We start from the raw sequence: 23,444 nt of genomic DNA, 5'->3' as shown, positions 1-23,444 counted from the left end.
CCTACTTCGCGGCCTGGCGCTCGAAGAACCGCTCCATAAACTTCGTATCGAACGCCCCCGACCGGAACTCCTCATCCGCAAAGATTTTCTCGTGCAGCGGAATCGTCGTGTGAATTCCCTGCACCACGAACTGGCTTAGAGCGCGCTGCATCTTGTCCATCGCCTCTTCGCGATTCTTCCCGTGGCAGATAAGTTTCGCAATCAGCGAGTCATAGTAAGGAGGCACCACGCCCTCCGCGTACTGCGCCGTGTCCACACGAACTCCGTTGCCGCCCGGCAGATTGAACGCCGTGATCTTGCCCGCTGATGGTGTGAACTTCTCCGGATGCTCCGCATTGATGCGGCACTCGATGGCGTGCCCGCGAATTGTAACCGGCTCGGTCACAATTTGGCTGAGCTTCTCGCCCATCGCGATCCGCAACTGCGCCTTCACCAGGTCGATACCTGTAACCATCTCGGTTACACAATGCTCCACCTGGATGCGCGTGTTCATCTCGATGAAGTAGATCTTGCCGTCTTCATCCATCAGGAACTCGATCGTCCCGGCGTTCTGGTAGCCGATGTCCTTCAGAGACCGCTCGATCGTCTTACCCAGCTCTGCCCGCAGCTTCGGGCTCACCTGCAATGACGGTGCCTCTTCGATCAGCTTCTGGTGCCGCCGCTGAATCGAGCACTCGCGCTCGCCCAGGCTCATCACGTTGCCGTGCTCATCGGCCAGGACCTGGAACTCGATGTGGCGCGGTCGCTCGATGAACTTCTCCATGTACATATCGCCGTTGCCGAACGCATTCGCGGCTTCGGTCGACGCTTGGTTATAAAGCTCCGGCAGCTCCGCAGCATTTCTGCAGATGCGCATGCCGCGCCCTCCGCCCCCGGCAACAGCCTTCAAAATGACCGGATAGCCAACCGACTTCGCCCACTCCAGCGCCTCGTCCGCGCCGGCAATCACGCCGTCGGAACCGGGCAGAATCGGCACCTTCGCCTTCTTCATCGTCTGCCGAGCAGTGGACTTCTCGCCCATCATGCGCGTGACTTCAGGAGGAGGCCCGATGAACTTGATGTTCGAAGCCCGGCATACCTCGGCAAAGTTGGCGTTCTCGCTCAGCAGTCCATAGCCCGGATGGATAGCATCCACATCGGCGATCTCTGCAGCCGAGATGACCGCCGGCACATTCAGGTACGAATCCGCCGAACGAGGCGGTCCAATGCAGATAGCCTCGTCCGCAAACCGGACGTGCAGGCTGTTCCTGTCGGCCTCGCTATATACGGCGACCGTGCGGATGCCCATCTCCTTGCACGCGCTGATGACGCGCAGTGCAATCTCACCCCGATTTGCGATCAATACCTTACGAAACATCGTGCCCCTAGAACATCTTGTCATCCTTCGCCAAAGGCGGAGGATCGGTTTCTAACGTACCGCGAACCTATCAGGTGGCGAACGACTGCCTAGCTAGCCTTGATAGAAAACAGAGGCTGCCCATACTCCACCGGCTGCCCCGTCGTCGCAACCCGCGCCACAATCTCGCCAGCGGCATCTGCCTCGATCTCGTTCATCAGCTTCATCGCTTCGATGATGCAGAGCACCTGCCCGACCTCAACCACATCGCCCACCTTAACAAACGGAGCCGACCCTGGCGAAGGCGAATCGTAGAACGTCCCCACAATCGGAGATTTCACCATGTGCAGCGCCACTTCAGGCTCGGCCGCCGCGACCGACGCAACCGGTGTCGCTATGGCGGCAGGTGCAGCGGCGCTTTGGGCGCCTGAAGCTCCCAGCCACTGCGCCAGTGTCGCCGGATCGAGTGCGGTCGCCGGCCCTGCCGCCGAAGCAAACTTGATCCTGATCTTCGTGTCGCCGCGCTCCGCCTCATATTCGGCGATGCCGTTCTCCTTCAAAAACTCAACCAGCCCTTGCAGCTTTTCCAGATTCGTCTCGTCTTCCATCGGATCTCTTTCTTCCCTCTCAAAATCTGACACTACAGCTGTGTCCATGCCTTCACACTGGGCGTCAAGACCTCACCGCCACCAGCCGTTACCAGCACCATATCTTCGATGCGCACACCGAACTTGCCCGGCATATAAACCCCGGGCTCAACCGTTACCACCATACCGCGTTTCAAAACTTCCTTCTGATCCTTCGCCACGCGCGGACCTTCGTGAATCTCCAGTCCAACGCCATGTCCAGTCGAGTGCGTAAAGTACTCGTCGAGCTTCACCGCTCGCAGAATACTCCGCGCCGCCTCATCTACATCGCCCAGGGCGACTCCCGGAGCGATAGCAGCTACGGCAGCCTCCTGCGCTTCCAGTACCGCATGATACACGTCGAACTCCTCCTGGCTCGCCTTGCCCAGATGGACCGTGCGCGTCATGTCAGAGCAGTACCCATCCATTACAACGCCGAAGTCCAGCGTTACAAATCCTCGCTTTGGGAGCTTCGTGTTCGTAGCCCGGCCGTGCGGCAGCGCCGACCGCTCGCCGCTCGCCACGATCGTCTCAAACGACATCGCCTCAGCTCCTGCCAGTCGCGCGGCGTGTTCCAACTCTGCCGCTACCTGGATCTCTGTCAGGCCAGACCGTATATACCCCAGCATTCGATCAAACAGACCGCATCCGGTCAATGCGGCCCGCCGCATGATCTCGACTTCCGCGTCATCCTTAACCTCTCGCAGATGAGCGACCAATGGCCCGCTCGGCCGGAATAAGCTCCTCCGCACCTTGCCCGGAACAGCTTTTCGCATCGTCTCCAGCGTCGCCACCGTGGTCTGCGCCGCATCGAAGCCGCAGTGTTTGATACCCGCAGCCACCGCTGCTTCGCATGCCGCAGTCAGTGTTCCTTTCGGTACGATGACGACCTTCGTCCCCACCGCTTCAGCCTTCGCCTGGGCGGTGTAGCGTCCGTCTGTAAATAGGGTCGCCTTGCCGCCAGCCAACAGCAACGCCGCACTTGAGCCCGTAAATCCAGTCAGATAACGCACATCCGGCAGATGTGTCACCAGCAAGGCGTCCATTCCCTCGGTCAGCGCCGCAGCGGCCCGCCTCTGTCTCACTCGAAAACTCATCGAACTCTATTCTATCGGAGCATACCCATTCCAAACCGTTATCATGGAGTATGACCGTCGATACTCCATCGCAGCAGCGGCCATCGTCCTCAACACGCTTCTCCCGGCGCAAACTCCTCGCCGGCGGCGCTCTCTCTGTTGCAGCCCTTGGCCTCTACTCCGCCGAGATCGAGCGCCACTTCATCGAGGTCGTCGACCAGACCTTCAAGATTCCCGGCCTGCCCGAGGCCTTCCACGGCTTCCGCATCGCGCAACTGAGCGATATTCATCTCGAGTGGTTCACCGAGGACTTCTTCCTCCGCGAAGCCGTCCGTAAGATAAACGCCCTCAAGCCCGATCTCGTCCTCACCACCGGCGACTACATCAGCAACAACTCTTCGGGTGCCGACAATCGCGCTTACGCCGCGATGCCGCACTGCGGCGCGATCCTTCGCGGCCTCGAGTGCCCGCTCCGCTACGCGATCCTCGGCAACCATGACGTAAACGTGGACGCAGCCGCAGTCACCAGCATGCTCACGACTTACGGCATGAATCCGCTTGTAAATCGCTATGTTCCCATCGAAAAGGGAGGCCATCACGTCTGGCTCGCAGGCCTCGACGACGCTGAATCGGGAAATCCCGACCTCGAAGTCGCTGCCCCCGAGAAGCCGGACGCTCCTGTGATCCTGATGTGCCACGAACCGGACTTCATGGACGTCATCTCGCACCACCCACGAGCGCCGCACATCGATCTGGTGCTCTCCGGCCATAGCCACGGCGGCCAAGTCCGCATGCCGTTCGCTGGACCGCTTCTACTTCCACCCCTGGGCAAAAAATACTCCATGGGCCGCTACCAGTTCGATAACATTCAGCTCTATGTGAACCGTGGGCTTGGTACTGTAGGTCTTCCCTTCCGCTTCAACTGCCCCCCCGAGATCACCCACATTACGCTTCAGCCTGCCTGAGTTGCCACTAGGTCTGAGCCGCGTCGAGCCACGCCGTTAGCCCCCATTCGAAGCTGCTTAACGGCTTGCCCTGCTGGAACACGCCAGCCGCCTCCAACTCGACGAACCCGTGGAGGAATGCCCACAACGCAGTCGCTGCTTCCGGAGCGCGTGTCTCGCCTGCGATCTGTGCTACCAGGCCGGCAACAAAACCCCACAGCGACTCATGCGCGATCTGACTCTCCTGTGTATGCGTACACGGCTTGATCCAGGCTTCATACAAGAACCGCCGCTCGTGGGCAAACTTTAGATAAGCGCGCGCCATAGCTCGAACAGCCGCTTCAGGTTGCTTCCGTCCCGCCGCTTTGACTAAGGTCTCGCGCATCTTGAGAGTGATCTGCGCCACAAGGGCGGCTTCGAGGTGGGAGCGGTCTTCGAAGTATCTGTAGAGGGCGTTTGTAGCCAATCCCAGCGAGGCCGCCAGCGAGCGCAGCGATAGCCTCTGCATTCCTTCACGTTCTAATTGCTCCATGGCCGCCGCCAGGATCTGCGCTCGGTCTGTCTTCGAAGGAAATGCCATGTTCTCAGCCTAACCGAATTGACCCGCAGCCTGCCAAGGTGTACGCTGTGCATGTTGACATTGATGTACGGCGTACATCTTTATGACCGGCGCAGGAGTGGAAAGATGGAATCGAAGAGCGTTGTCGTTACGGGGGCCTCGACCGGGATAGGTCTGGGCATCACCAAGGTTCTCACCAATAAAGGCATACGCGTCTTCGGCACAGTCCGGAAGCAGGCCGACGCGGAACGCCTCAAGCAACAATTCGGCGACGCCTACACCCCACTGTTGATGGATGTCACAGACCACGCCACCATTCAGCAGGCCGCGGCAGAGGTGAAAGAAAGCCTTGGCCAACAAAACCTCTTCGGTCTGGTCAACAATGCCGGAGTCGCCGTCGGTGGCCCTCTGCTTCACTTGGAGGTCGAAGAGCTACGCCGTCAGATGGAGATCAACCTGATTGGACCCTTCACCGTTACCAAGGCCTTCGCCCCGCTCCTGGGAGCCGAAAAGGGCCGCATCGGAACTTCGGGACGCATCGTTCAGATAAGCTCTGTGGCAGGCAAGATCGCCCCGCCCTTCCTTGGTGCCTACGTTGCCTCGAAACACGCTCTTGAAGGCATGTCCGCGAGCCTTCGACGGGAACTCCTTCTCTATGGCATTGACGTCATCATCGTGGGTCCAGGCGTGGTGATCACGCCTATCTGGGATAAGGCCCAGGACTCAGACCTTGGCCGTTTTGCACCTACGGACTATGGCCCGATCATAGAAGGTTTCACCGAGTACCTCATTCAGGAAGGCCGGAAGGGGCTCACGGCGGAGAGCATCGGGGACACCGTCTATACCGCGCTGACGACTCGCAAGCCAAAGACCCGCTATGCCGTCGTTCCGCAAAGGTTCAAGAACTGGACACTGCCGCGACTCCTGCCAGACCGTTGGATCGATCGACTCATCGGCAAGCAATCGGGATTATTGAAGAAGTAGCTCGCCAAAAAAAGAGCTTGTTACAGCGCTCGCCGCACAGGCTTTTTCTGCTCCGGTGCCACCACGGTCAATCCGGTCGCCGGCTGGGGCTTCACGCCGCTCTTTTCATCCATCCATGAATCGAGCAGCGACTTCTTGAACCGCCAGCGGTTGCCGAGCTTGAACGCCGGGATAAATCCTTCAGACGCATAGCGATACAGCGTATCGCCGCTTATGCCCAGATACTCCGCTGCCTGCCGGATATCCATCACCTCGCGCAACATCGCCTGCACAGCACCTGCCATGATCTGTCTCCAAACCGGGAAATAACCGGAGTCTTCCGGAAGAATGCCGAACTTCCAGCCTCCTCTTTGTACCCTCTTTCATTCCACCGCACAAGAGATTTCTGCCTTGTCGCTCCTAGTCCTGAACCACGTTCCCTGTAGGCAACATTTCGGCGGTCGTAACCTTCGACGCGTGAGGCACAGCTTCCCACCACTTTGCCCGTAACTCCTGACCGGCCACCACCTCCGATGGCGCTCCGGGTGCCGGAGACCACAACCGCAAGCCGCGCAAATTCGCCAGATCGGTCATTCTCTGGATCGGCTCGCGCCAGCCATGAAGCGCCAAGTCGAACAAACCCCAGTGGATTGGCATGAGTAGCCCTGCTCCGCCCATCCGAGCAAAGGCTTCCACCGCCCCGTCGGGCCCCATGTGGATGTCTTTCCAGAGCTCGTTGAACGCCCCAATCTCCAACATCGTCAGATCGAACGGGCCGTAGGCTGCTCCAATCTCTTCGAATCCGTCCCAAAGTCCGGAATCCGCGCCGTAGTAGACCTTGTGCTTCGCCCCGCGCAGCACAAACGACGACCAGAGAGTCTCGAACCGGTTCGACAAGCTCCGTCCAGAGAAATGCCGCGACGGCACCGCTGTTATCGCGATCTCTGCCCCATCCGGCGCCTTCACGGTCGCAGAGTCCGTCCAATCCAACTCCTTGATACGCCGCGCAGCAACGCCGAACTTCTGCAGCAACTCGCCTACTCCAAGCGAGGTCACCCAAACCGCATCCCTCACCGCATTGAGCTTTGCCAGCCGCTCCACCGTCATCCGCCCAAGGTGGTCGTAGTGGTCATGCGAGATGACTACTGCATCGATCCGAGGCAGCTCATCAAGCCGCAGCGGAGCGGCAAAGAACCGCTTTGGCCCAAACCACCGCGCCGGCGAAGCGCGCTCATCCCACACGGGATCGATCAGCAACCGCACGCCATCGATCTCTACCAGCATCACCGAGTGACCCATCCACGTCACCCGCAGGCCATTCTCTGGCGGAGTCGCATAGATCCTGGCATCCGTCCGGAACGGGCCCAATGGCACCTTCGGCACGCGCTCTTCCTGGTTCCGCAGATACAAAGGAAGAATCTTGAACATCATCCCCGGCCCGCCCACACCCGTCGGAACCGGATTCATAAACTTCTTTCCCTGCTTCTCAGCCTTCTTCAACATGCCCATGCCGAATTGGATGCTCCATACGGCGCGATGCTACATATTCTCTAGCAATATGCAGAGAATCTACTTGGATGCCGTCGCCTCGTCCTTGTAGAAGTCGGCGATCTCGGTCGCGTACTTTTTCTCCACCACGCGCCGCTTCAGCTTCATACTAGGAGTCAGTTCTCCGGTCTCGACAGTCCACTCTTCCGGCACCACGCAGAGCCGCTTCATATCTTCGAAGTGCGCTAGCGTCCCGTTCACCTGCGTCACGATGCCCTGGTATAGCGCCACTACCTTCGCGTCCTTCACCAACGCCTTGTGGTCGCTGACCGAAACGCCCTGCCCCGCCGCCCAACTTTCGAGAGCCGCCATGTTCGGTGAGATCAGCACGCAGGCGAACTTGTGCTTGTCTCCGACCAACGCCGCCTGCCCCACCAACGAGTTCGCCTTCAGCTTATTTTCGATCGGCTGCGGAGCAATCAGCTTGCCGCCACTCGTCTTCAGCAGCTCCTTCTTTCGGTCTGTAATCGACAGGTATCCATCGCCGTCGATATTTCCGATATCCCCCGTCTTAAACCACCCGTCAGCAGTAAATGCCTCTTCCGTCTCCTTCGGCTTATTCCAATAGCCGTTGAAGATCGAAGGCCCGGAGACCTCCAGTTCGCCATCCTCCGCGAACCGGCACTTCACGTTTGCCAGCGCCTTGCCGACCGTCCCGATCCGGTGCGCATTCGGCTTGTTCACGGCGATGACAGGCGAAGTCTCCGTCAGCCCATACCCCTCGAAGATCCGTATCCCCACATCCGCGAACCAGCCCGCCGAATCCATCCCCAGCGGAGCTCCGCCCGACACAAAGATCCTCGCCCGGCCGCCAAACGCATCGCGAATTTTGCTGTACACCAGCTTGTCCGCAATCGCATGAGCCAGTCCACCGGGCGTCTTACCCGCAAGCACCTCCCCTCGATGCTTGGTTCCCGTCGCGACTGCCCACTTCAATATCTTTGACTTCAGAGGTGACGGCGCGGACTTACCCTCCACAGCCTGCCGAATCTTCTCGTACACCCTCGGCACGGCGATCAATACCGTCGGTCGCAATGCCTTCATGATCGGGGGCAGCCGGTCGAACTTAGGGCAGTACGCCAGCGATACTCCATGAGCCAACAGAGCCAAATCCGTGTGCCGAGCCGTCACATGCGACAGAGGCAGAAAGGAGATGCAAAGATCGCCCGGACCAAACCCAATCCCATCGGTCGAGTAGTTCAGATTGCTCGCCTCGTTGCCATGGGTCAGCATCACGCCTTTCGGCTCGCCCGTCGTGCCTGATGTGTAGATGATCGTCATCAGGTCGTCCGCCTGCACGGTAGCCGCCGTCGCATCAAACGCGGCGTCGCGCGTCTCCATCGCCTTCGCAGACTCCATCAACGATGTAAAGTTCACCGCGTTTGGAAGGTCTCCGCCATCCATCACCACCACGTGCTCGAGCGCTGGAAGCTCTCCCGCTCCCGCCAGCTTGTCGTACTGCTCGGCGGACGAGAACACCGCCACTTTCGCGCCGGAATCGCGCAACATATAGCCAATCTGCTCCGCCGTCAGCGTCGCATAGAGCGGGACATCCACCGCGCCCAGCGCTAGCGTTGCGAAGTCCGTCACCTGCCACTCCCAGCGGTTCTCGCTCAGAATTGCAACCCGGTCACCCTTCGCCACACCCCACTTCGCGAAGGCCGACGCCAGCGCGCGTACTCGGCCATAGAGCGCCGCCGAGGTTATCGGCTGCCACTCGCCGGCAGCGTCCTGTGCCTGCATCACGAGTTGGTCCCCGCGGCCTGCAATCGCCTGGAAGACATCATTCACCGTCTTGAAATCAAACATCTATAGCTCCCCTACCCGATCTCGACGGCCCTAAGCCCGATTGATTCCGTTCAACAAAACGTCCAGAACCTGTTTCGCTGTCGCCTTCGCATCATAGCTGCGTCCTGTGAATACCGCAGAACTCAGCAACTCGTCGATCGCCCCAAACATGCAGTGCGCCACCACGCCATCTGAAATATCCTGTCGAAAGATTCCCTGCTGCTGCCCCCGACGGATCACCTCGCGGACTACCTGGATGTACTTCACAAGGTGGTGGTGCGAGAACTCCGCGATAAACTGAGCGCTCTGCCGGACCTCAGTCTGCATCACGATCGCCATCGCGCGATTGACCGAGCCGCTCTCCAGATGCACCTGGGCGATGTACTCAAGCTGCTCCCTTGGATCATGAACTTCCTGGAACCGCTCGATTACCTGCCTATGAAACCGATCGAAGTTGCGGTCGATCGCAGTCCGCAGCACATCATCTTTGCTCTTGAAGTAGAGATAAACGGTCCCGTCCGCGACTCCAGCCCGCGCCGCGATCGCGCTTACCGGGGCGTTGAAGTATCCCTTTTCAGCGATCACTTCGACGGCCGCATCCAGAATCCGCTGATACTTTTCTCCCGGAGGAACCGGAGAAAAGACTTCCCCAGCATCAACGGCTGCAGCGATCGCTCCCGGGGCTTCTGGCTTCACCGATTCTCGTGTTGGCCTACCCTTCACGCTCAACCTCTCCAGCTAGCCACTGTAAAGAAAGGCTGACGCAATTGCCAGCGACCACCTTGGTCGGCTCGAAAGCCGCGCGTTTCGCCGCTACTCCACAATGGTGCCCGAGGCAGTCGCAACAGCACTCAGTGTCCGAGCCTTATCGAATGGAATGGTTATTGGATAGGAGAAGGTGATCTTCACCGTCACGGTGCTTCCTGCATCTGTATTCGGACTCCATGTTGGGGCAATCGTAACCGCGGACGATGGGATTCCAACCAGAAAAGGCTTCACCTGGGACTGCAACGTCGAAGTCGTGCAAGGATTCGTACTCGCCGAGCCATGGACGATCGCGTACCTGACCGCAGCGTGCGCCGCGTAGGTCCCGTTAATGCAGCAGGCTATGAAGATGCTCAACTCAAGCACGCCGAAGGTAAACATCACCAGGACGGGAAGCACCAGCGCCATCTCGATGATGGTCTGCCCGTCGGATCGCCTGAAGAGTCTCTTCACAAGCCTCCTCACCACGGCGCTCGGAGAGTCGAAGAAGCACTCAGAGGAAGTGATGACGGCAGACCGGTAACGGCAAACAAGAGCGGAGCAGGTGCCGTTGCCGTCACCGTCACGTACTGTGCGGGAGTGATAGGAAACGGATAACAAGTGGTGGTGCAGGTCACCGCCGCGCCTCCCGGCGAGCAACTGCAATACTTCGCCGCCGTTACCGACAGCCCCGGGACGCCCGATCCCGCCGTGGTTGCCGCGAACTTCATGCCGGAAAGATCGTTCCCATGACCATTCGCGCCATACTTCGTGCCTGCCGCGACAGCATCGGTCAGCGAGATGTCCTGCTGTACGATTAGGGCAAAACTCACCGCCGCCAGGCAAAAGACCACCACCACGGGCATCGTCAGGCTGAACTCCACCAGGGCGCTGGCTTGTTCCGAACCCGTTCGCCCGCGAAATATCGCGCGCGCCCTTTCCCGGATTTGGGGGACAATCAAGGCGACACACCTCCACAGGAGAATGAAGCTCCACCTAACGCTATCGGCGAACGCGATCTCTCCCGAGAGCAGCCGCCTCTTCGCCCGGTCAATTCGGGACAGGCAAATTGAACAGGTGAAGCCGGCTTCATTCGATGTGAATCACGGACGATATATCGAATGTTGGAGCTTTCTGTCCGCACGACGATTTCGGCGCGGATGCAGCCACAGCGCGTTCACACTGGGTGCCTTCACCAATGAGCCTCTATCTGGTCGGCTTCCTCTCGGTCATGATCTACTGCTGCGGTCTCATGATCGATCTCGGCATGATGGAGGTGGCGCAGCTCCAGCTTCAGAATGCCGCCGACGCGGCTGCAATCGGGGCTATCTACGCCTCGGAGGACGGGAGCACCATGGCGGCCGGCGGCGCGGCGGATGCAAAGCTCAACAACTTCGTAAACGGCACCAACTACGTAACTGTCACCATCTCGAATCCGCCCACTTCGGGGAGCTATCAAGGCAATTCGTCGGCGGTACAGGTGACCATCACGCAGCCCTTTACCACTCGCTTCATCCCCGGCAAGTTCACCCTCCGCGCCAAGGCCACCGGCCTCATTCCGCCTACGCCCTGCGTCTATTTCCTGGCGCAGTTCTACACCGGCGTCTCTCTCAACGCGATCAACCAGACCGTCACGGGAAGCTGCCCCTTCTACATTGGCAAGTCGTATTACTTCAACGGAGGCAGCAGCAGTACCGGCAACCAGTTCCTGTTGCACGGCGGTGCATCCGCAAGCTCAGGCAGCGTCATCCCCGCTCCCGTTCACTATGGCGCAATGGGCGATCCCCTGCTCTATGTGGCCGAGCCCGTCTTTCAGTCCTGCACCTATACCAGCGTCAGCATCACTGCGGCCGCCACCCTAAACCCCGGCACCTACTGCGGCGGGCTCACCATCAACACGCCAGCGCTGGTCACTCTTAATCCAGGGACCTACATTGTTGTAGGCAATCTTAATATCAATGGTCCTACCTTGAGAGGCGCGGGCGTCACCTTCTTCATGACGACAGGTGGGGGTTACAACTACGGGACAGCGTCGATCACGAACATCAACGGCACCTTGTCGGCGCCCACGAACGGAACTCTCCAGGGGATCTTCTTCTTCTCCGACCGCAACATGCCCAGCGGTCAGGTCGAACTTTCCCTCGCCAACTGGAACCCGTCCTCCACCGTCGATGGAATCCTTTACCTGGCCGGAGAGGAGATCGATGTCTCGAACATACCGCTCAAGGCCGTGCGATATAACGGCATCGTGGCCGACAACATCTCGATCCACAACACCGGCTGGATAGCCAGCAGCGACTACACCACCCTCGCCAACGGCAACCCATTCCACATCATCGGCGGCGGCCTGGTTGAATAGGCCGCCGTGCCCTTGTGTCTCTTAAGCCTGAGGCTTCGGAGACAACATTACAAATGCACCCGACTTCTTAGCCCAGTCCGCCAGCATCGCTGTCGCCAGACTGCTCTCCGACACCTCTGCATGCCTGGAGATGAGTTCCTTCAACTGCTCTTGGGCTACAGCATCCGCATGAGTAAACGCAATTGGCTCAATGAAGTCCACATGGAACCTCTTGCGTTGAATGAACTTGCCTTCCGGGTCGTAGACCCAGGCAAGGCCGCCGGTCATGCCAGCCCCGAAGTTCATTCCCGCTTCACCTAACACCACAACGACGCCCCCGGTCATGTACTCGCAACCATGGTCGCCAACCCCTTCGACCACCGCTGTCACTCCGGAGTTCCTCACGGCGAATCGCTCCCCCGCGCGTCCGGCAGCGAATAGCGTTCCGGCAGTCGCTCCATAAAGCGCGACGTTACCGAGAATGACGTGATGTCCGCTCTCTCGCGCCGCGAGACCACGGGCGCGGATCACAATCTCTCCCCCCGATAGCCCCTTGCCCACAAAATCATTGGCTTGTCCGGTCAGGACCAGCTTCATACCCGGAGTTATGAAGGCTCCGAAGGACTGGCCCGCCGTACCAGTCAGGTTGAATGTAACGTCGACCGGGCCACCGTCGCCACGAGCTTCGCGGAGCGCAAGTTCGCCAGCAAGTCGCGATCCCATGGAGCGATTCGCGTTCGTAATCGGCGAATCGATGACAAACGGCTGACCAGCTTCGACAGCCTCGATCGCCGGGGTAACCCACGCCTCATCCAACGGCGGCTGCGGGTCAGGCCGATCATTGCGGCCGCCTAGCCAGCGCGTGGGGCCGTCGGTCACCTTTGCCAGTAGCGGCTGCAGATCAAGATTCCCGTCAAACCGCACCTGCTCGAGCAGGTCTGTGCGCCCGACTGCCTCTTCGATCGAAGCGAGTCCGTACCGCGCAAGCAGATGCTGAAGATCTCCCGCCAACTGCTCGAAGAACTTCACGACGTGCTCCGGCTTGCCGCGGAACTTCGCCCGCAACTCCGGCTTCTGCGTAGCAATCCCGGTCGGGCAAGTGTTCAGGTGGCACTGGCGAGCCATATCGCAGCCCAAAACGACCAGAACGGCCGTCCCGAAGGCATACTCATCCGCACCCAGCATGGCCGCGATCAGAACATCTCGTGCCGTCGCCAGCCCGCCATCAGTCCGCAAACGCACGCGGTCGCGCATCCCGTTTGCCATCAGCACCTGCTGCGCCTCGGCTAGGCCAAGCTCCCACGGATTGCCCGCATACTTGATGCTCGAAAGAGCCGCCGCACCCGTCCCGCCGGTATTTCCTGCGATCACGATAAAGTCCGCATACGCCTTGGCGACACCAGCAGCAACCGTTCCTACGCCGCAGCTTGAGACCAGCTTCACTCCGACAGCCGCGCGCGGATTCACCCGCTTCAAGTCGTAGATCAACTGCGCAAGGTCCTCAATTGAATAGATATCGTGGTGAGGAGGCGGCGAGATTAGCGAAACTCCCGGCTGCGCATGGCGAAGCCGAGCGATCAGACCGCTCACCTTGAACCCAGGAAGCTGGCCACCCTCACCGGGCTTCGCTCCCTGCGCCACTTTGATCTCGATCTCCTCAGCATGAGCCAGGTACTCAGCAGTCACGCCGAAACGACCTGACGCGACTTGCTTGATCTTGTTATTCAGAAGATGTTGAACCGAAGGAGCCTCAACCACCGGCTCAGCGACCGCAACCGATCCCTCCGCCTGCATCTGCATCCGCGAGGAACCAGCCGGCGTGCTCGCCGCAACAGGCTCCGAACGGTAGACATCGCGATCTTCGCCGCCCTCGCCCGTATTCGACCGGCCACCGAGCGTATTCATGGCGATCGTGATCGTCGAATGCGCCTCCGGGCTTAGCGAACCCAGCGACATCGCGCTCGCGATGAACTTCTTGCACAGATCCGCGGGCGTCTGCACGTCCGCAAGCCGTAGCTCCGCCCCGGCCGGACGAATCTCCAGCAAGTCGCGCAGCACGGAGGGATCGCGAGCGATCACATCTCTCGAGTAGATAGCGAACGCGGCAGCCGGGTCGGTCGACAACGCCACTCCGCGCGCGCTGCCTACTACCGATTGCAAGGCCTTGACCGTAGCTGGTTGCCAGGCATGAGGCTCCGCCCGCTCGGTCTTCCGGAAGCGTACCCAGCCATAGTCCGGTAGGTCCGCGCTCGGCGCGGCGACCGGAGCAGATTCCACAATCCACGTCTCACGAAGATGCTTTTCCAGCTCAGCGAACCCAATCCCCGAAAGCGGTGCCGGGGTATTTGGGAAGCAGCGGTCTACGACGCTAGAGTGCAGACCGAGGATATCGAAGAGGTGTGCCCCACGGTAGCTGTCCACCACGGAGATGCCCATCTTCGACATCACTTTTGCCAGCCCAGCGTCGAGCGACTTCAACATCCTGGCCTCGGCTGCCGTCGCATCGCTGCCCGCCGGTGCAAGGCTCAACGCCGTCTCTAGCGCCAGCCACGGGCAAACTGCCCCCGCCCCGTAGCCGATAATGACCGCCGCGTGATGGATATCGCGGCAATCTCCCGCCTCAACAGCTAGTCCGGCAAGGGTCCGCAGTCCAGCGGCAACCAGCGCCTGGTGCACCGCTCCCGTCGCCATTGCCATCGGAACGGGCAATGCCTCCGCGCTCGCACCTCGATCGGTCAGCAGCAGAATCCTCGTTCCGCCGCGTACCAGTTCAATCGCCCTCGTGCAGACGGCGTCAAGTCCCTGGAGCAAGCTTGAAGATGGAGGAAAGAGGCACGGCAATTCCGAGAAGCGTAGATCTGCGAGATGCGGATACTTGCCCCGCCGCAGCGACTCCACCTGTCCCAACGAAAGGAACGGAGACTTCAGGCTCAAGCCGGGCAAGGGTGCATTTTTATCCAGAAGATGGGGCCACGGGCCAAGCCGGGTATCCAGCGACACTACGCAAGCCTCGCGAAGCGGATCGATCGCCGGGTTCGTCACCTGCGCGAAACGTTGCCGGAAGAATGCATACACCGGACGGGGAGCACGTGCCAGGAATGCCAGCGGCGTGTCGTCGCCCATCGACCAGACTGCGTCCTTACCCTCCACAGCCATGGGCTGCAGGATCATCTTCACGTCTTCGCGCGTGTAGCCAAATCCACGCTGCATCGCCAGCAACTTCGTACTGTCGGGAGTGTCGTGCAAAGGCAGTGCCGCGAGGGGCGAGATCTCGGCAAGCTGCGCGTAGGTTGCACCCCGATCAAACAGATCGAGCAGCGCCTCATCGTCATAGACCTTTCCAGCCGCCAGATCGACTACGAGCATCTGTCCCGGTCCAAGACGACCGCTTTCGATCACCTTCTCAGGGTCGAGATCGACAAGGCCAGCCTCGGAGCCAGCGACCACCAAACCGTCGCTGGTGATCGCAAATCGGCACGGGCGCAATCCATTCCGGTCCAACGCGGCACCGACAACATGCCCATCGGTAAAGGCGATCGCAGCCGGACCATCCCACGGCTCCGCGCAAGCGCTGTGGTAGCGCAGGAACATCGACCGCTGATGTCCTTCAGCCGCCGGAGGCATTAGCATGCGTACCGCTTCAGAGAGCGTGCGGCCGTTCATGGAGATCAACTCTACCGCTTCATCGAGGCTGGTTGAGTCCGTCCCACCCTTCGTAAGTACTGGCTTGCACTCGACCGGGAGCGTGGAATCACGCGCCGTCATTCGCACCCGGTTGCCCCACACCGTGTTGATCTCGCCGTTATGCGCCAGCGTCCGCCCCGGCTGTGCGCGATGCCATGTGGGCAACGTGTTTGTCGCATAACGCTGGTGAAACAGAGCAAACGGGGTCACAAAGTCAGGCGATGCCAGATCCGGAAAGTAATCCGCAAGATGCGTGCCGGTACACATTGCTTTGTAGACAACCGTCCGCGAAGACAGCGAACAGATGTATCCCGTAATCTCGTCCTGCTCGTGAATCTTCTCAAACTGCTTGCGCGCCAGGTAGAGGCGGCGTTCGATGTTTTCGTCGCTCATGCCCTCAGCGCTCGCCACTAAAACCTGGCGAATCTTCGGCATCGTGCTCAGGGCAATCTCGCCGAGGCAATCCGTACAGATCGGCACATCGCGCCAACAAAGCACCTTCAGATCGTTCGACTCCAGGCAACGAGTCAGCACGTCTTCGGCGCGCGTCTCCTCCACGGGGAGAAACAGCATCCCAAGGCCCAGCGTAGCGTCCGCGGCCAGCGTCACGCCGGTCGAGCGCAGCAACAACTCCCGGGGTACAGCCGCCGTCACGCCCACACCATCGCTGCTCTTGCCATCGGATGCCACGGCGCCACGATGCGCGAGCCGTCCAAGCGCCGTCAAAGCCTGCTGCAAAATCTCGTGTGTCGGCACCGCGTCCACGCTTGCCACAAAACCCACGCCGCAGGAGTCGTGATCGAACATCGGATTAATGAGCGACTTACCCGTATACACTCCATTAATCAGCGACCCGCCGGACTTCGTCGCCGTCCGTTTCGGACTCAGCAGCGAATCGACAGCGAGGTTCGATGCGACACTCCCGGAAGACCGCTCGGGGCTCATGCTTTGAGTGTTTTGCGTAGAGATGGCCATAATGTCAATACTACTTCGGAATCGACAGCTATCCCTCCTCCGAAGCCCTCTTCTAAATTTTGAAATTCGTAGTCGCTCACCGCTCGATATGTGTATATTTATACATGAGAAATGTATTTTTATACATTCCGCCGGGAGTTCATTCACCATTCATCGCCGGACGTTCCACTGAAGACATCAGAGGAAACAGATAGAAGGCCCAGAATCCAGAGCAGGATCAACCCGATCATGAAACAGCAGCGCCACAATGCGATCCGAGAACTCCTGGTCAACACCCCTGTGACCAATCAGGACGACCTGCGCATCAAGCTGGCGGGGCACGGATTCCACGTCACACAGGCGACCCTATCTCGAGATATACACGAACTTCGTCTATTAAAGGGGCCTTCCGGGTATGCGCTGCCAAATAATTCCACCGAAGAAGACGAAGGCCCTGGCATCCGCGAGGTCCTGCGCAGCTTCGGTCTCGAAGTCCGTCTTGCCTCGAACCTTCTAGTCCTGATCACCACCACTGGCAGCGCTCAACCCGTTGCCGCCGGGGTCGACTACGAAGACTGGTCCGAGGTCGTCGGCACCATCGCTGGAGACGACACCGTTCTTATCATCTGTCCCGATGAAAAGCAGGCCCGTACGCTGAAGGCCAGAATCGAGGTCCTCATTGGCTGAAATATCCGTTCTCACTCCCCAGGAATCCGGCCTTCACGCAAAGTACCTTCCCGTGCCCAGCACCGTTCGCACTGCTGTGGCTGGTGTCAGCGGCTACGCCGGCGGCGAACTTGCGCGGCTGCTCCTGCACCACCCGAAGCTAGCCGATACCACCCCAACGTTCCTCGGTCGTCCTGGCGAAGATGCTGCGAAGCTCTACCTCACGGATCTACAACCGCAACTCGCGACCAGCGGCCCTTCGCCCGAAGTAGTTCCCTTCTCCTGGGATCGGCTTGTCGATGAAGGCGTCGAAGTCCTCTTCCTAGCCACGCCACACGAGCAGTCTCGCGAGTGGGTGCCCGAGGCCATTGCCCGCAACATCCGCGTCATCGACCTCAGCGGCGCATGGCGTCTGAACGACGATGCCAACCGCGCCGTCTACAAGTTGACTGACGCCAATCCCGACCTCGCCCGGAACCTACAGGCAGAAGCCGTCTACGGCTGCCCCGAACTCCACCGGAAAGATCTTCGCGATGCCCGTATCGTCGCCAACCCCGGCTGCTACGCGACGTCGATCATCCTCGCCCTAGCGCCTCTGCTCGAGGCAGGTATCGTCGATCTCTCCCCCGGTATCATCTGCGACGCCAAGTCGGGCATCAGCGGCGCAGGCAAAGCGGCGACCGCGAAGACACACTTCATGTACGCGGCCGACAATCTCTCCGCCTACAACGTCTTTGGCCATCGCCACACGGGTGAGCTTCTCGAGCAGCTCCACCTCGACGCCTCGGACATCCAGTTCACGCCGCATCTGCTGCCGATCCCGCGCGGGATACTCTCCACGATCTACGTCCGCCTGATCGAGAGCATGCACCCCGAAAAGATCGAGTCGATCTTCCGTGCCTGCTACGCCACCAGCCCGCTAGTTCGCGTGCGCGGCAACGGCAATCTTCCCCAGATCCAGTACATCGTTCGCACGAACTATTGCGACATCGGCTTCGAGCTTGAACCCGGCGGCAAACGCCTCGTCATCGTCTCCTGCCTCGATAATCTACTCAAGGGCGCTGCCGGTCAGGCCGTCCAGAACCTCAACCTCATGTGTGGTTGGAACGAAGCGGAGGGCCTGCTTTGAAATACGTAGTCAAGCTCGGTGGAGCATCGCTCGAAGATAAAGCGTTGCTTCACTCCTGCGGCAAGGCTATCGCCGAACTCGTCGGCGACGGCAACCAGGTCGCCGTCGTTCACGGCGGCGGTGTGCAGTTGACCAAGACCCTCGCCCAGATGGGCAAGGTCAGCCAGTTCATCTCCGGCCTCCGCGTCACCGACGCCGAAACCCGCGACGCCGCCCTCATGGTCCTCGCAGGCCGCGTCAACAAGTCGCTCGTCGCCGCGCTCGGCCAGCATGGCTGCGCTGCCGTCGGCCTCTCTGGCGGAGACGGCCACGTCTTCCGCGCCCGCAAGAAGATCACCACTCCTGACCTTGGCTTCGTCGGCGAGATCGCAGCGACTGACCCGCGCTGGCTCGACGCCATCTGGACCATGGGCGCTGTCCCCGTCATCTCCTCCATCGCACTCGGCTTCGACGGCGAGTACTACAACATCAACGCCGACGAGATGGCCTCCGCCTGCGCCGTTGCCACCAAGGCCGACGCCCTCGTCTTCCTCACCGACGTACCCGGCGTCAAAGGTGCAGACGGCGAAGTCATGCGTTGGCTCAAGCTGCCGGAGATCCCAGGTCTGGAAGCTGCGTCCGTCATCACCGGTGGCATGCTGCCCAAGCTCCACGCCTGCCGCGACGCCCTCACTCACGGCGTCAAGCGCGTCCGCATACTCCCTGCAGAGTCCGCCCAACTCTTGCCCGATCTCATATCAACCCGCGTCAACGAAGGTACGGAGGTGATGGTCGCATGAAACTTGAATCCCTGCAGGCCGCTGAAAAGAAGCTGCTGCTGAACACCTACGAACGCAACCCTTACCTCTTCACCAGCGGCAAGGGCGTCTATCTGCAGGATGAGAACGGCGTTGAGTATCTCGACCTGCTTAGCGGCATCGGATGCTCCGCGCTTGGCTACGGACATCCCGCGCTCGAAGAAGCCATCATCGCGCAGACGAAGAAGCTCCTCCACACCTCGAACCTCTTCTTCCATGAGCACACCGCCCCGCTCGCCCTCCGTCTCACCGAGATCAGCGGCCTTGACCGCGTCTTCTTCACCAACTCCGGCACCGAGGCATGGGAGGCCGCGCTGAAGCTTGCCCGCGCCCACACGCTCGATCTCCGCGAAGCGGGCCGCAACATCGGCACGAAGTTCCTCGCGCTCGAACACAGCTTCCATGGCCGCACCATGGGCTCGGTCTCAACCACGCACAAGGCCAAGTACCGCGAGCCATTTTCGCCCCTAATCCCCTCCGTAGACTTCGTGCCATTTAACGATGTCGCCGCTCTCCGCGCCGCCTTCTCCTCCGACTACTGCGCCGTCCTTATCGAAACGGTGCAGGGCGAAGGCGGCATCCATCCCGTCTCGCAGGAGTTCCTCACTGCGGCTCGCGAACTCTGCGACTCCACCGGTGCCCTGCTCATCGCCGATGAGATCCAATGCGGCATCGGACGCACCGGCAAGTGGTTCGCCTACCAGCACTACAACGTGCTTCCCGACGTCACCACCATCGCCAAGCCCATCGCTGGCGGTGTCCCCATGGGCGCGATGCTCTGCACCGAAGAGGCAGCCAAGGCTTTCCACCCCGGCATGCACGGGACCACATTCGGCGGTAATCCTCTCGCTCTCTCCGCCGCCATCGCTGTCCTCGACACCATCAAGCGCGACGGCATTCTCGAACATGTAACCAAAGTAGGCACATACTTCATCGACCGCCTAAACGACCTCGCGAAGTCGCATGAAGCAATCACTGAAGTACGTGGCCTCGGCCTCATGATCGGTGTCGAACTCGACGACGCCACCCTCGCCGGTGACATCGCACGCGAGCTCATGGAGCGCAAGATCATCATCAACCGCACCAGCGAAACGGTTCTCCGCTTCCTGCCGCCGTACATCCTCGAAACCCAGCACGTCGACATCGCCATCGCCGCGCTCGACGAACTCTTCACCCTTCACGAGAACCCCATGAGTAACCAAGCCAGCCCCGTACTGGCCGGAGACACCACCCATGCCTAACAAGACCGCTGCTCTCTCCCAGAAGGCAATCGACAACGAAGAGGGCCTGATGTCCCGCCCCGCTCCGAGCACCCTCGGTATCCAGTCCGACACCGCATTCTCGGAAGCAGCCAAGCGCCTCGCCGGTCGGGACCTCTGCTCCATCGCAGACCTCTCCGTGCAGGAGATGGCTGCCATCATGGAGCTTGCCCACGCCGTTAAGAATCATCCTGAGGATTTCAGGCATGCTTTAGACGCGCGCCAGATGGTCCTCTTCTTCGAGAAGGCGTCGCTGCGCACCCGCCTCACCTTCGAGACCGCCATCAACACCCTCGGCGGCAACGCCATCTTTGTCGACCAGACGCAGTCGCCGCTCGGCGAGCGCGAATCGCTCCCCGACATGGCCCATAACGTCGAGCGCTGGATGTCCATCATGGTCCTCCGCACCTACTCGCACGACACCATCACCGAGATGGCGGCCTGCTCGAAGATTCCCGTCATCAACGCCCTCTCGGACCTAGAACACCCCTGCCAGGCCATCGCCGACTTCTTCACCCTCGAAGAAAAATTCGGCTCAGCCGAGGGCCTCCACTTCACCTACGTCGGCGACGGCAACAATGTCTGCCACTCGCTGATGCTCACCGCCGCGCAGCTCGGCACGCACTGCACGGTCGCGACGCCCAAGGGCTTCCAGCCGAAGCTCGACATCATCCACAAGTCCATCGAGATCGCCGAATCGACCGGCGGCAGCATCACCCTGATGAGTGACCCCGTCAAGGCCGTCACCGGCGCCGACGCCGTCTACACCGACGTCTGCACCAGTATGGGCTTCGAGCACGAGGCCACCAAACGCGCCCCCATCTTCAAGCCCTACCAGGTCAACGAAGCGCTGATGGCCCACGCGCAGGCAGATGCCGTCTTTATGCACTGCCTGCCCGCCCATCGCAACGCCGAAGTGACGGACGCAGTTCTCGATGGGCCGCAATCGGTCGTCTTCGACCAAGCCGAAAACCGCATGCACGCGCAGAAGGCACTTTTGCTGATGCTGCTTGGAGGAGCGAAGCGCATCTCCAACAGCCGCAGCCGTGGCATACAGGCGCGTAAGCGGAACTAAAGCTCTCTTCGTTGTTTGTTTTTGCTGTTGCAGTTGTTTGTTTTTGCTGTTGCAGTTGTTTGTTCTTGCCGTCATCCTGAGCAAAGCGAAGGACCCCGCGAGACTCAACGCCACCTCAACCGCCCGAACCTTTCAACCCAAACCGCCCGTGTAAAGGGAGCCACGAATGCCAGAAGGCCACGTCTACATCCTCGGCAGCGAGACCGGCACCCTGTACACGGGCGTAACCAGCGACTTCGACAAACGTCTCTGGGAACACCGCAACGGCATCAAGTCCACCTTCGCAACAAAGTATGGCTGCAAGAGAGTCCTGCTGCACGAAGAGTTCACCGACATACGCTCAGCCATCTCGCGCGAGAAAGAAATCAAAGGCTGGACCCGCGCAAAGAAACTCGCCCTCATCGCCCAAACCAATCCTGAATTCAAAGACCTTTGCCCACAACACCACTGGCAGATGCTCCCCCCGCAACAAGCTATCGCCGACCAGAAATAGTTCGTGGGCGAAAGGTTCGAGCGGCTGAGGTAATGTCGACTCCCTCGGGATCCTTCGCTTCGCTCAGGATGACAGCAAGTACAAAGGCGCACCAACACCGAACACTGAGGCTCTAAACAAAATGTCCGTAATCCTAGAATCTCTCCCTCTCGGCCAAAAGGTCGGCATCGCCTTCTCCGGCGGCCTCGACACCAGCGCCGCGCTGCATTGGATGAAGCAGAAGGGCGCACTCCCTTACGCCTACACCGCCAACCTCGGCCAGCCCGACGAGGCAGACTACGACGAGATCCCGCGCAAGGCCCTCGAGTACGGCGCCGAGCAGGCACGGCTCATCGACTGCCGTGGCCCGCTCGTCCGCGAAGGCATCGCCGCGCTCCAGTCCGGCGCCTTCCACATCACCACCGCCGGCGTCACCTACTTCAACACCACGCCCATCGGCCGAGCCGTCACCGGCACCATGCTCGTCACGGCGATGAAGGAAGACGACGTCAACATCTGGGGCGACGGCTCGACCTTCAAGGGCAACGACATCGAGCGCTTCTATCGCTACGGCCTGCTCGTCAACCCCGACCTCAAGGTCTACAAGCCCTGGCTCGACGCCGCCTTCATCGACGAGCTAGGCGGCCGCGCCGAGATGTCCGCCTTCATGACGAAGGCTGGCTTCGGCTACAAGATGTCCGCCGAAAAGGCCTACTCCACCGACTCCAACATCCTCGGAGCTACGCACGAAGCCAAGGACCTCGAACTCCTCACCAGCAGCATGAAGATCGTCGTCCCCATCATGGGCGCGTCTTTCTGGAAGGATGACATTGAGGTCAAGCGCGAAGAGATCACCGTCCGCTTCGAAGAGGGCTTCCCCGTCGCCCTCAATGGCACCGACTACCCTGACGCGGTTGAGTTGATGCTCGAAGCCAACCGCATCGGCGGTCGCCACGGCCTCGGGATGAGCGACCAGATCGAAAACCGCATCATCGAGGCCAAGAGCCGCGGCATCTACGAGTCCCCCGGTCTCGCCCTGCTCTTCATCGCCTACGAGCGCCTGCTCACCGGCATCCACAACGAGGACACCATCGAGCAGTATCGCGACAGCGGCCGCAAGCTAGGCCGCCTCCTCTACCAGGGCCGCTGGTTCGACCCGCAAGCCATCATGCTCCGCGAAGCCGCCCAGCGCTGGGTCGCCAAGCCCATCACCGGCGAGGTCACGCTGGAGCTGCGCCGCGGCAACGACTACACCATCCTCAACACATCCTCGCCCAATCTCACCTTCCACCCCGAGCGCCTCACCATGGAGAAGGGCGAGTCCACCTTCAGCCCCCGCGACCGCATCGGCCAGCTCACCATGCGCAACCTCGACATCACCGACACCCGCGCCAAGCTCATCACGTATGCGGAGAGTGGCTTGATCAAACTAAGCAAAGGCACCGAGATGCCGCAACTCAGCAGCGGTAGCGATAAGAACTGAGAC

General features: G+C 60.3%; 21 protein-coding genes. 10 read left to right on the top strand and 11 right to left on the bottom strand.

The genetic code is table 11. From position 1 onward, the window contains the following. Position 1 precedes the first annotated feature (1 nt). The 3 genes from accC to HDF16_RS12150 all read right to left on the bottom strand — a co-directional run bounded on the left by accC (position 2) and on the right by HDF16_RS12150 (position 3,047). Positions 2 to 1,357: an acetyl-CoA carboxylase biotin carboxylase subunit gene (gene accC, locus HDF16_RS12160; protein WP_184216922.1), complete on the bottom strand. Its 1,356-nt coding sequence runs from the start codon at positions 1,355 to 1,357 to the stop codon at positions 2 to 4. Positions 1,358 to 1,446: 89 nt separating this feature from the next. Further along, the gene (gene accB, locus HDF16_RS12155; protein ID WP_184216921.1) at positions 1,447 to 1,944 is read right to left on the bottom strand and encodes an acetyl-CoA carboxylase biotin carboxyl carrier protein; all 498 of its coding nucleotides are present in this window, start codon (positions 1,942 to 1,944) and stop codon (positions 1,447 to 1,449) included. 32 nt (positions 1,945 to 1,976) lie between these two features. Next, positions 1,977 to 3,047 carry a M24 family metallopeptidase gene (locus tag HDF16_RS12150; RefSeq protein ID WP_348641310.1) on the bottom strand — a complete coding sequence of 357 codons (1,071 nt, stop codon included), beginning with the start codon at positions 3,045 to 3,047 and terminating at the stop codon, positions 1,977 to 1,979. Between the two features lie 62 nt (positions 3,048 to 3,109). On the opposite strand from HDF16_RS12150, the gene HDF16_RS12145 reads away from it, so the two are divergent. Further along, a complete protein-coding gene (locus tag HDF16_RS12145; protein ID WP_184216918.1) occupies positions 3,110 to 4,003 on the top strand; it encodes a metallophosphoesterase in 894 nt (297 codons plus the stop codon). 7 nt (positions 4,004 to 4,010) lie between these two features. Here HDF16_RS12145 and HDF16_RS12140 read toward each other — a convergent pair whose 3' ends face one another. After that, positions 4,011 to 4,562 (bottom strand): TetR/AcrR family transcriptional regulator, encoded by a 552-nt coding sequence (locus HDF16_RS12140; protein ID WP_184216916.1) that lies wholly within the window; start codon positions 4,560 to 4,562, stop codon positions 4,011 to 4,013. A 105-nt stretch (positions 4,563 to 4,667) separates the two neighbouring features. Between HDF16_RS12140 and HDF16_RS12135 the strand changes: the two genes are divergently transcribed. After that, positions 4,668 to 5,525 (top strand): SDR family NAD(P)-dependent oxidoreductase, encoded by an 858-nt coding sequence (locus tag HDF16_RS12135; protein ID WP_184216914.1) that lies wholly within the window; start codon positions 4,668 to 4,670, stop codon positions 5,523 to 5,525. 20 nt (positions 5,526 to 5,545) lie between these two features. On the opposite strand, the gene HDF16_RS12130 is transcribed toward HDF16_RS12135, so the two are convergent. From HDF16_RS12130 to HDF16_RS12105, 6 genes are all read right to left on the bottom strand, one after another. Beyond that, the gene (locus HDF16_RS12130) at positions 5,546 to 5,809 is read right to left on the bottom strand and encodes a helix-turn-helix domain-containing protein (RefSeq protein WP_184216912.1); all 264 of its coding nucleotides are present in this window, start codon (positions 5,807 to 5,809) and stop codon (positions 5,546 to 5,548) included. Positions 5,810 to 5,924: 115 nt separating this feature from the next. Next, the gene (locus tag HDF16_RS12125; RefSeq protein ID WP_184216910.1) at positions 5,925 to 7,013 is read right to left on the bottom strand and encodes an MBL fold metallo-hydrolase; all 1,089 of its coding nucleotides are present in this window, start codon (positions 7,011 to 7,013) and stop codon (positions 5,925 to 5,927) included. 60 nt (positions 7,014 to 7,073) lie between these two features. Continuing rightward, positions 7,074 to 8,861 carry an AMP-dependent synthetase/ligase gene (locus tag HDF16_RS12120; protein WP_184216908.1) on the bottom strand — a complete coding sequence of 596 codons (1,788 nt, stop codon included), beginning with the start codon at positions 8,859 to 8,861 and terminating at the stop codon, positions 7,074 to 7,076. A 30-nt stretch (positions 8,862 to 8,891) separates the two neighbouring features. Next, positions 8,892 to 9,536: a TetR/AcrR family transcriptional regulator C-terminal domain-containing protein gene (locus HDF16_RS12115; protein WP_184216906.1), complete on the bottom strand. Its 645-nt coding sequence runs from the start codon at positions 9,534 to 9,536 to the stop codon at positions 8,892 to 8,894. Positions 9,537 to 9,653: 117 nt separating this feature from the next. Further along, positions 9,654 to 10,058: a TadE/TadG family type IV pilus assembly protein gene (locus HDF16_RS12110; protein ID WP_184216904.1), complete on the bottom strand. Its 405-nt coding sequence runs from the start codon at positions 10,056 to 10,058 to the stop codon at positions 9,654 to 9,656. 8 nt (positions 10,059 to 10,066) lie between these two features. Further along, positions 10,067 to 10,546 (bottom strand): TadE/TadG family type IV pilus assembly protein, encoded by a 480-nt coding sequence (locus HDF16_RS12105; protein WP_184216902.1) that lies wholly within the window; start codon positions 10,544 to 10,546, stop codon positions 10,067 to 10,069. A gap of 236 nt (positions 10,547 to 10,782) precedes the next feature. On the opposite strand from HDF16_RS12105, the gene HDF16_RS12100 reads away from it, so the two are divergent. Then, complete coding sequence (locus HDF16_RS12100; protein ID WP_184216900.1) at positions 10,783 to 11,943, top strand: pilus assembly protein TadG-related protein; 1,161 nt, start codon at positions 10,783 to 10,785, stop codon at positions 11,941 to 11,943. 21 nt (positions 11,944 to 11,964) lie between these two features. Here the strand turns inward: HDF16_RS12100 and HDF16_RS12095 are convergent, their stop codons facing one another. Beyond that, positions 11,965 to 16,413, bottom strand: coding sequence for a glutamate synthase-related protein (locus HDF16_RS12095; RefSeq protein WP_184217506.1), 4,449 nt, complete (start codon positions 16,411 to 16,413; stop codon positions 11,965 to 11,967). Between the two features lie 396 nt (positions 16,414 to 16,809). Here HDF16_RS12095 and HDF16_RS12090 point away from each other — a divergent pair, with 396 nt between their 5' ends. From HDF16_RS12090 to argG, 7 genes are all read left to right on the top strand, one after another. Further along, positions 16,810 to 17,247 carry an arginine repressor gene (locus tag HDF16_RS12090; RefSeq protein ID WP_184216898.1) on the top strand — a complete coding sequence of 146 codons (438 nt, stop codon included), beginning with the start codon at positions 16,810 to 16,812 and terminating at the stop codon, positions 17,245 to 17,247. Positions 17,248 to 17,299: 52 nt separating this feature from the next. Continuing rightward, positions 17,300 to 18,355 carry an N-acetyl-gamma-glutamyl-phosphate reductase gene (gene argC / locus HDF16_RS12085; RefSeq protein ID WP_184217504.1) on the top strand — a complete coding sequence of 352 codons (1,056 nt, stop codon included), beginning with the start codon at positions 17,300 to 17,302 and terminating at the stop codon, positions 18,353 to 18,355. Beyond that, complete coding sequence (gene argB, locus HDF16_RS12080; RefSeq protein ID WP_184216896.1) at positions 18,352 to 19,134, top strand: acetylglutamate kinase; 783 nt, start codon at positions 18,352 to 18,354, stop codon at positions 19,132 to 19,134. Before argC ends, argB begins: the two co-directional genes overlap by 4 nt. Next, a complete protein-coding gene (locus HDF16_RS12075; protein WP_184216895.1) occupies positions 19,131 to 20,393 on the top strand; it encodes an aspartate aminotransferase family protein in 1,263 nt (420 codons plus the stop codon). The genes argB and HDF16_RS12075 overlap by 4 nt, the downstream gene beginning before the upstream one ends. Beyond that, complete coding sequence (gene argF / locus HDF16_RS12070; protein ID WP_184216893.1) at positions 20,386 to 21,486, top strand: ornithine carbamoyltransferase; 1,101 nt, start codon at positions 20,386 to 20,388, stop codon at positions 21,484 to 21,486. Before HDF16_RS12075 ends, argF begins: the two co-directional genes overlap by 8 nt. A gap of 166 nt (positions 21,487 to 21,652) precedes the next feature. Continuing rightward, positions 21,653 to 21,979, top strand: a complete 327-nt coding sequence (locus HDF16_RS12065; protein ID WP_184216891.1) for a GIY-YIG nuclease family protein — start codon at positions 21,653 to 21,655, stop codon at positions 21,977 to 21,979. A 121-nt stretch (positions 21,980 to 22,100) separates the two neighbouring features. Beyond that, entirely contained in the window at positions 22,101 to 23,441 is a 1,341-nt protein-coding gene (gene argG, locus HDF16_RS12060; RefSeq protein ID WP_184216889.1) for an argininosuccinate synthase, read from the top strand. The last annotated feature ends 3 nt before the right edge of the window (positions 23,442 to 23,444 follow it).

The sequence above is a fragment of the Granulicella aggregans genome (genome assembly GCF_014203275.1).
In the GTDB taxonomy this organism is placed as follows: Bacteria; Acidobacteriota; Terriglobia; order Terriglobales; family Acidobacteriaceae; genus Edaphobacter.
The sequence above is the reverse complement of the archived record's forward strand: the minus strand, read 5'-3'. Positions and strand labels throughout refer to the sequence as shown.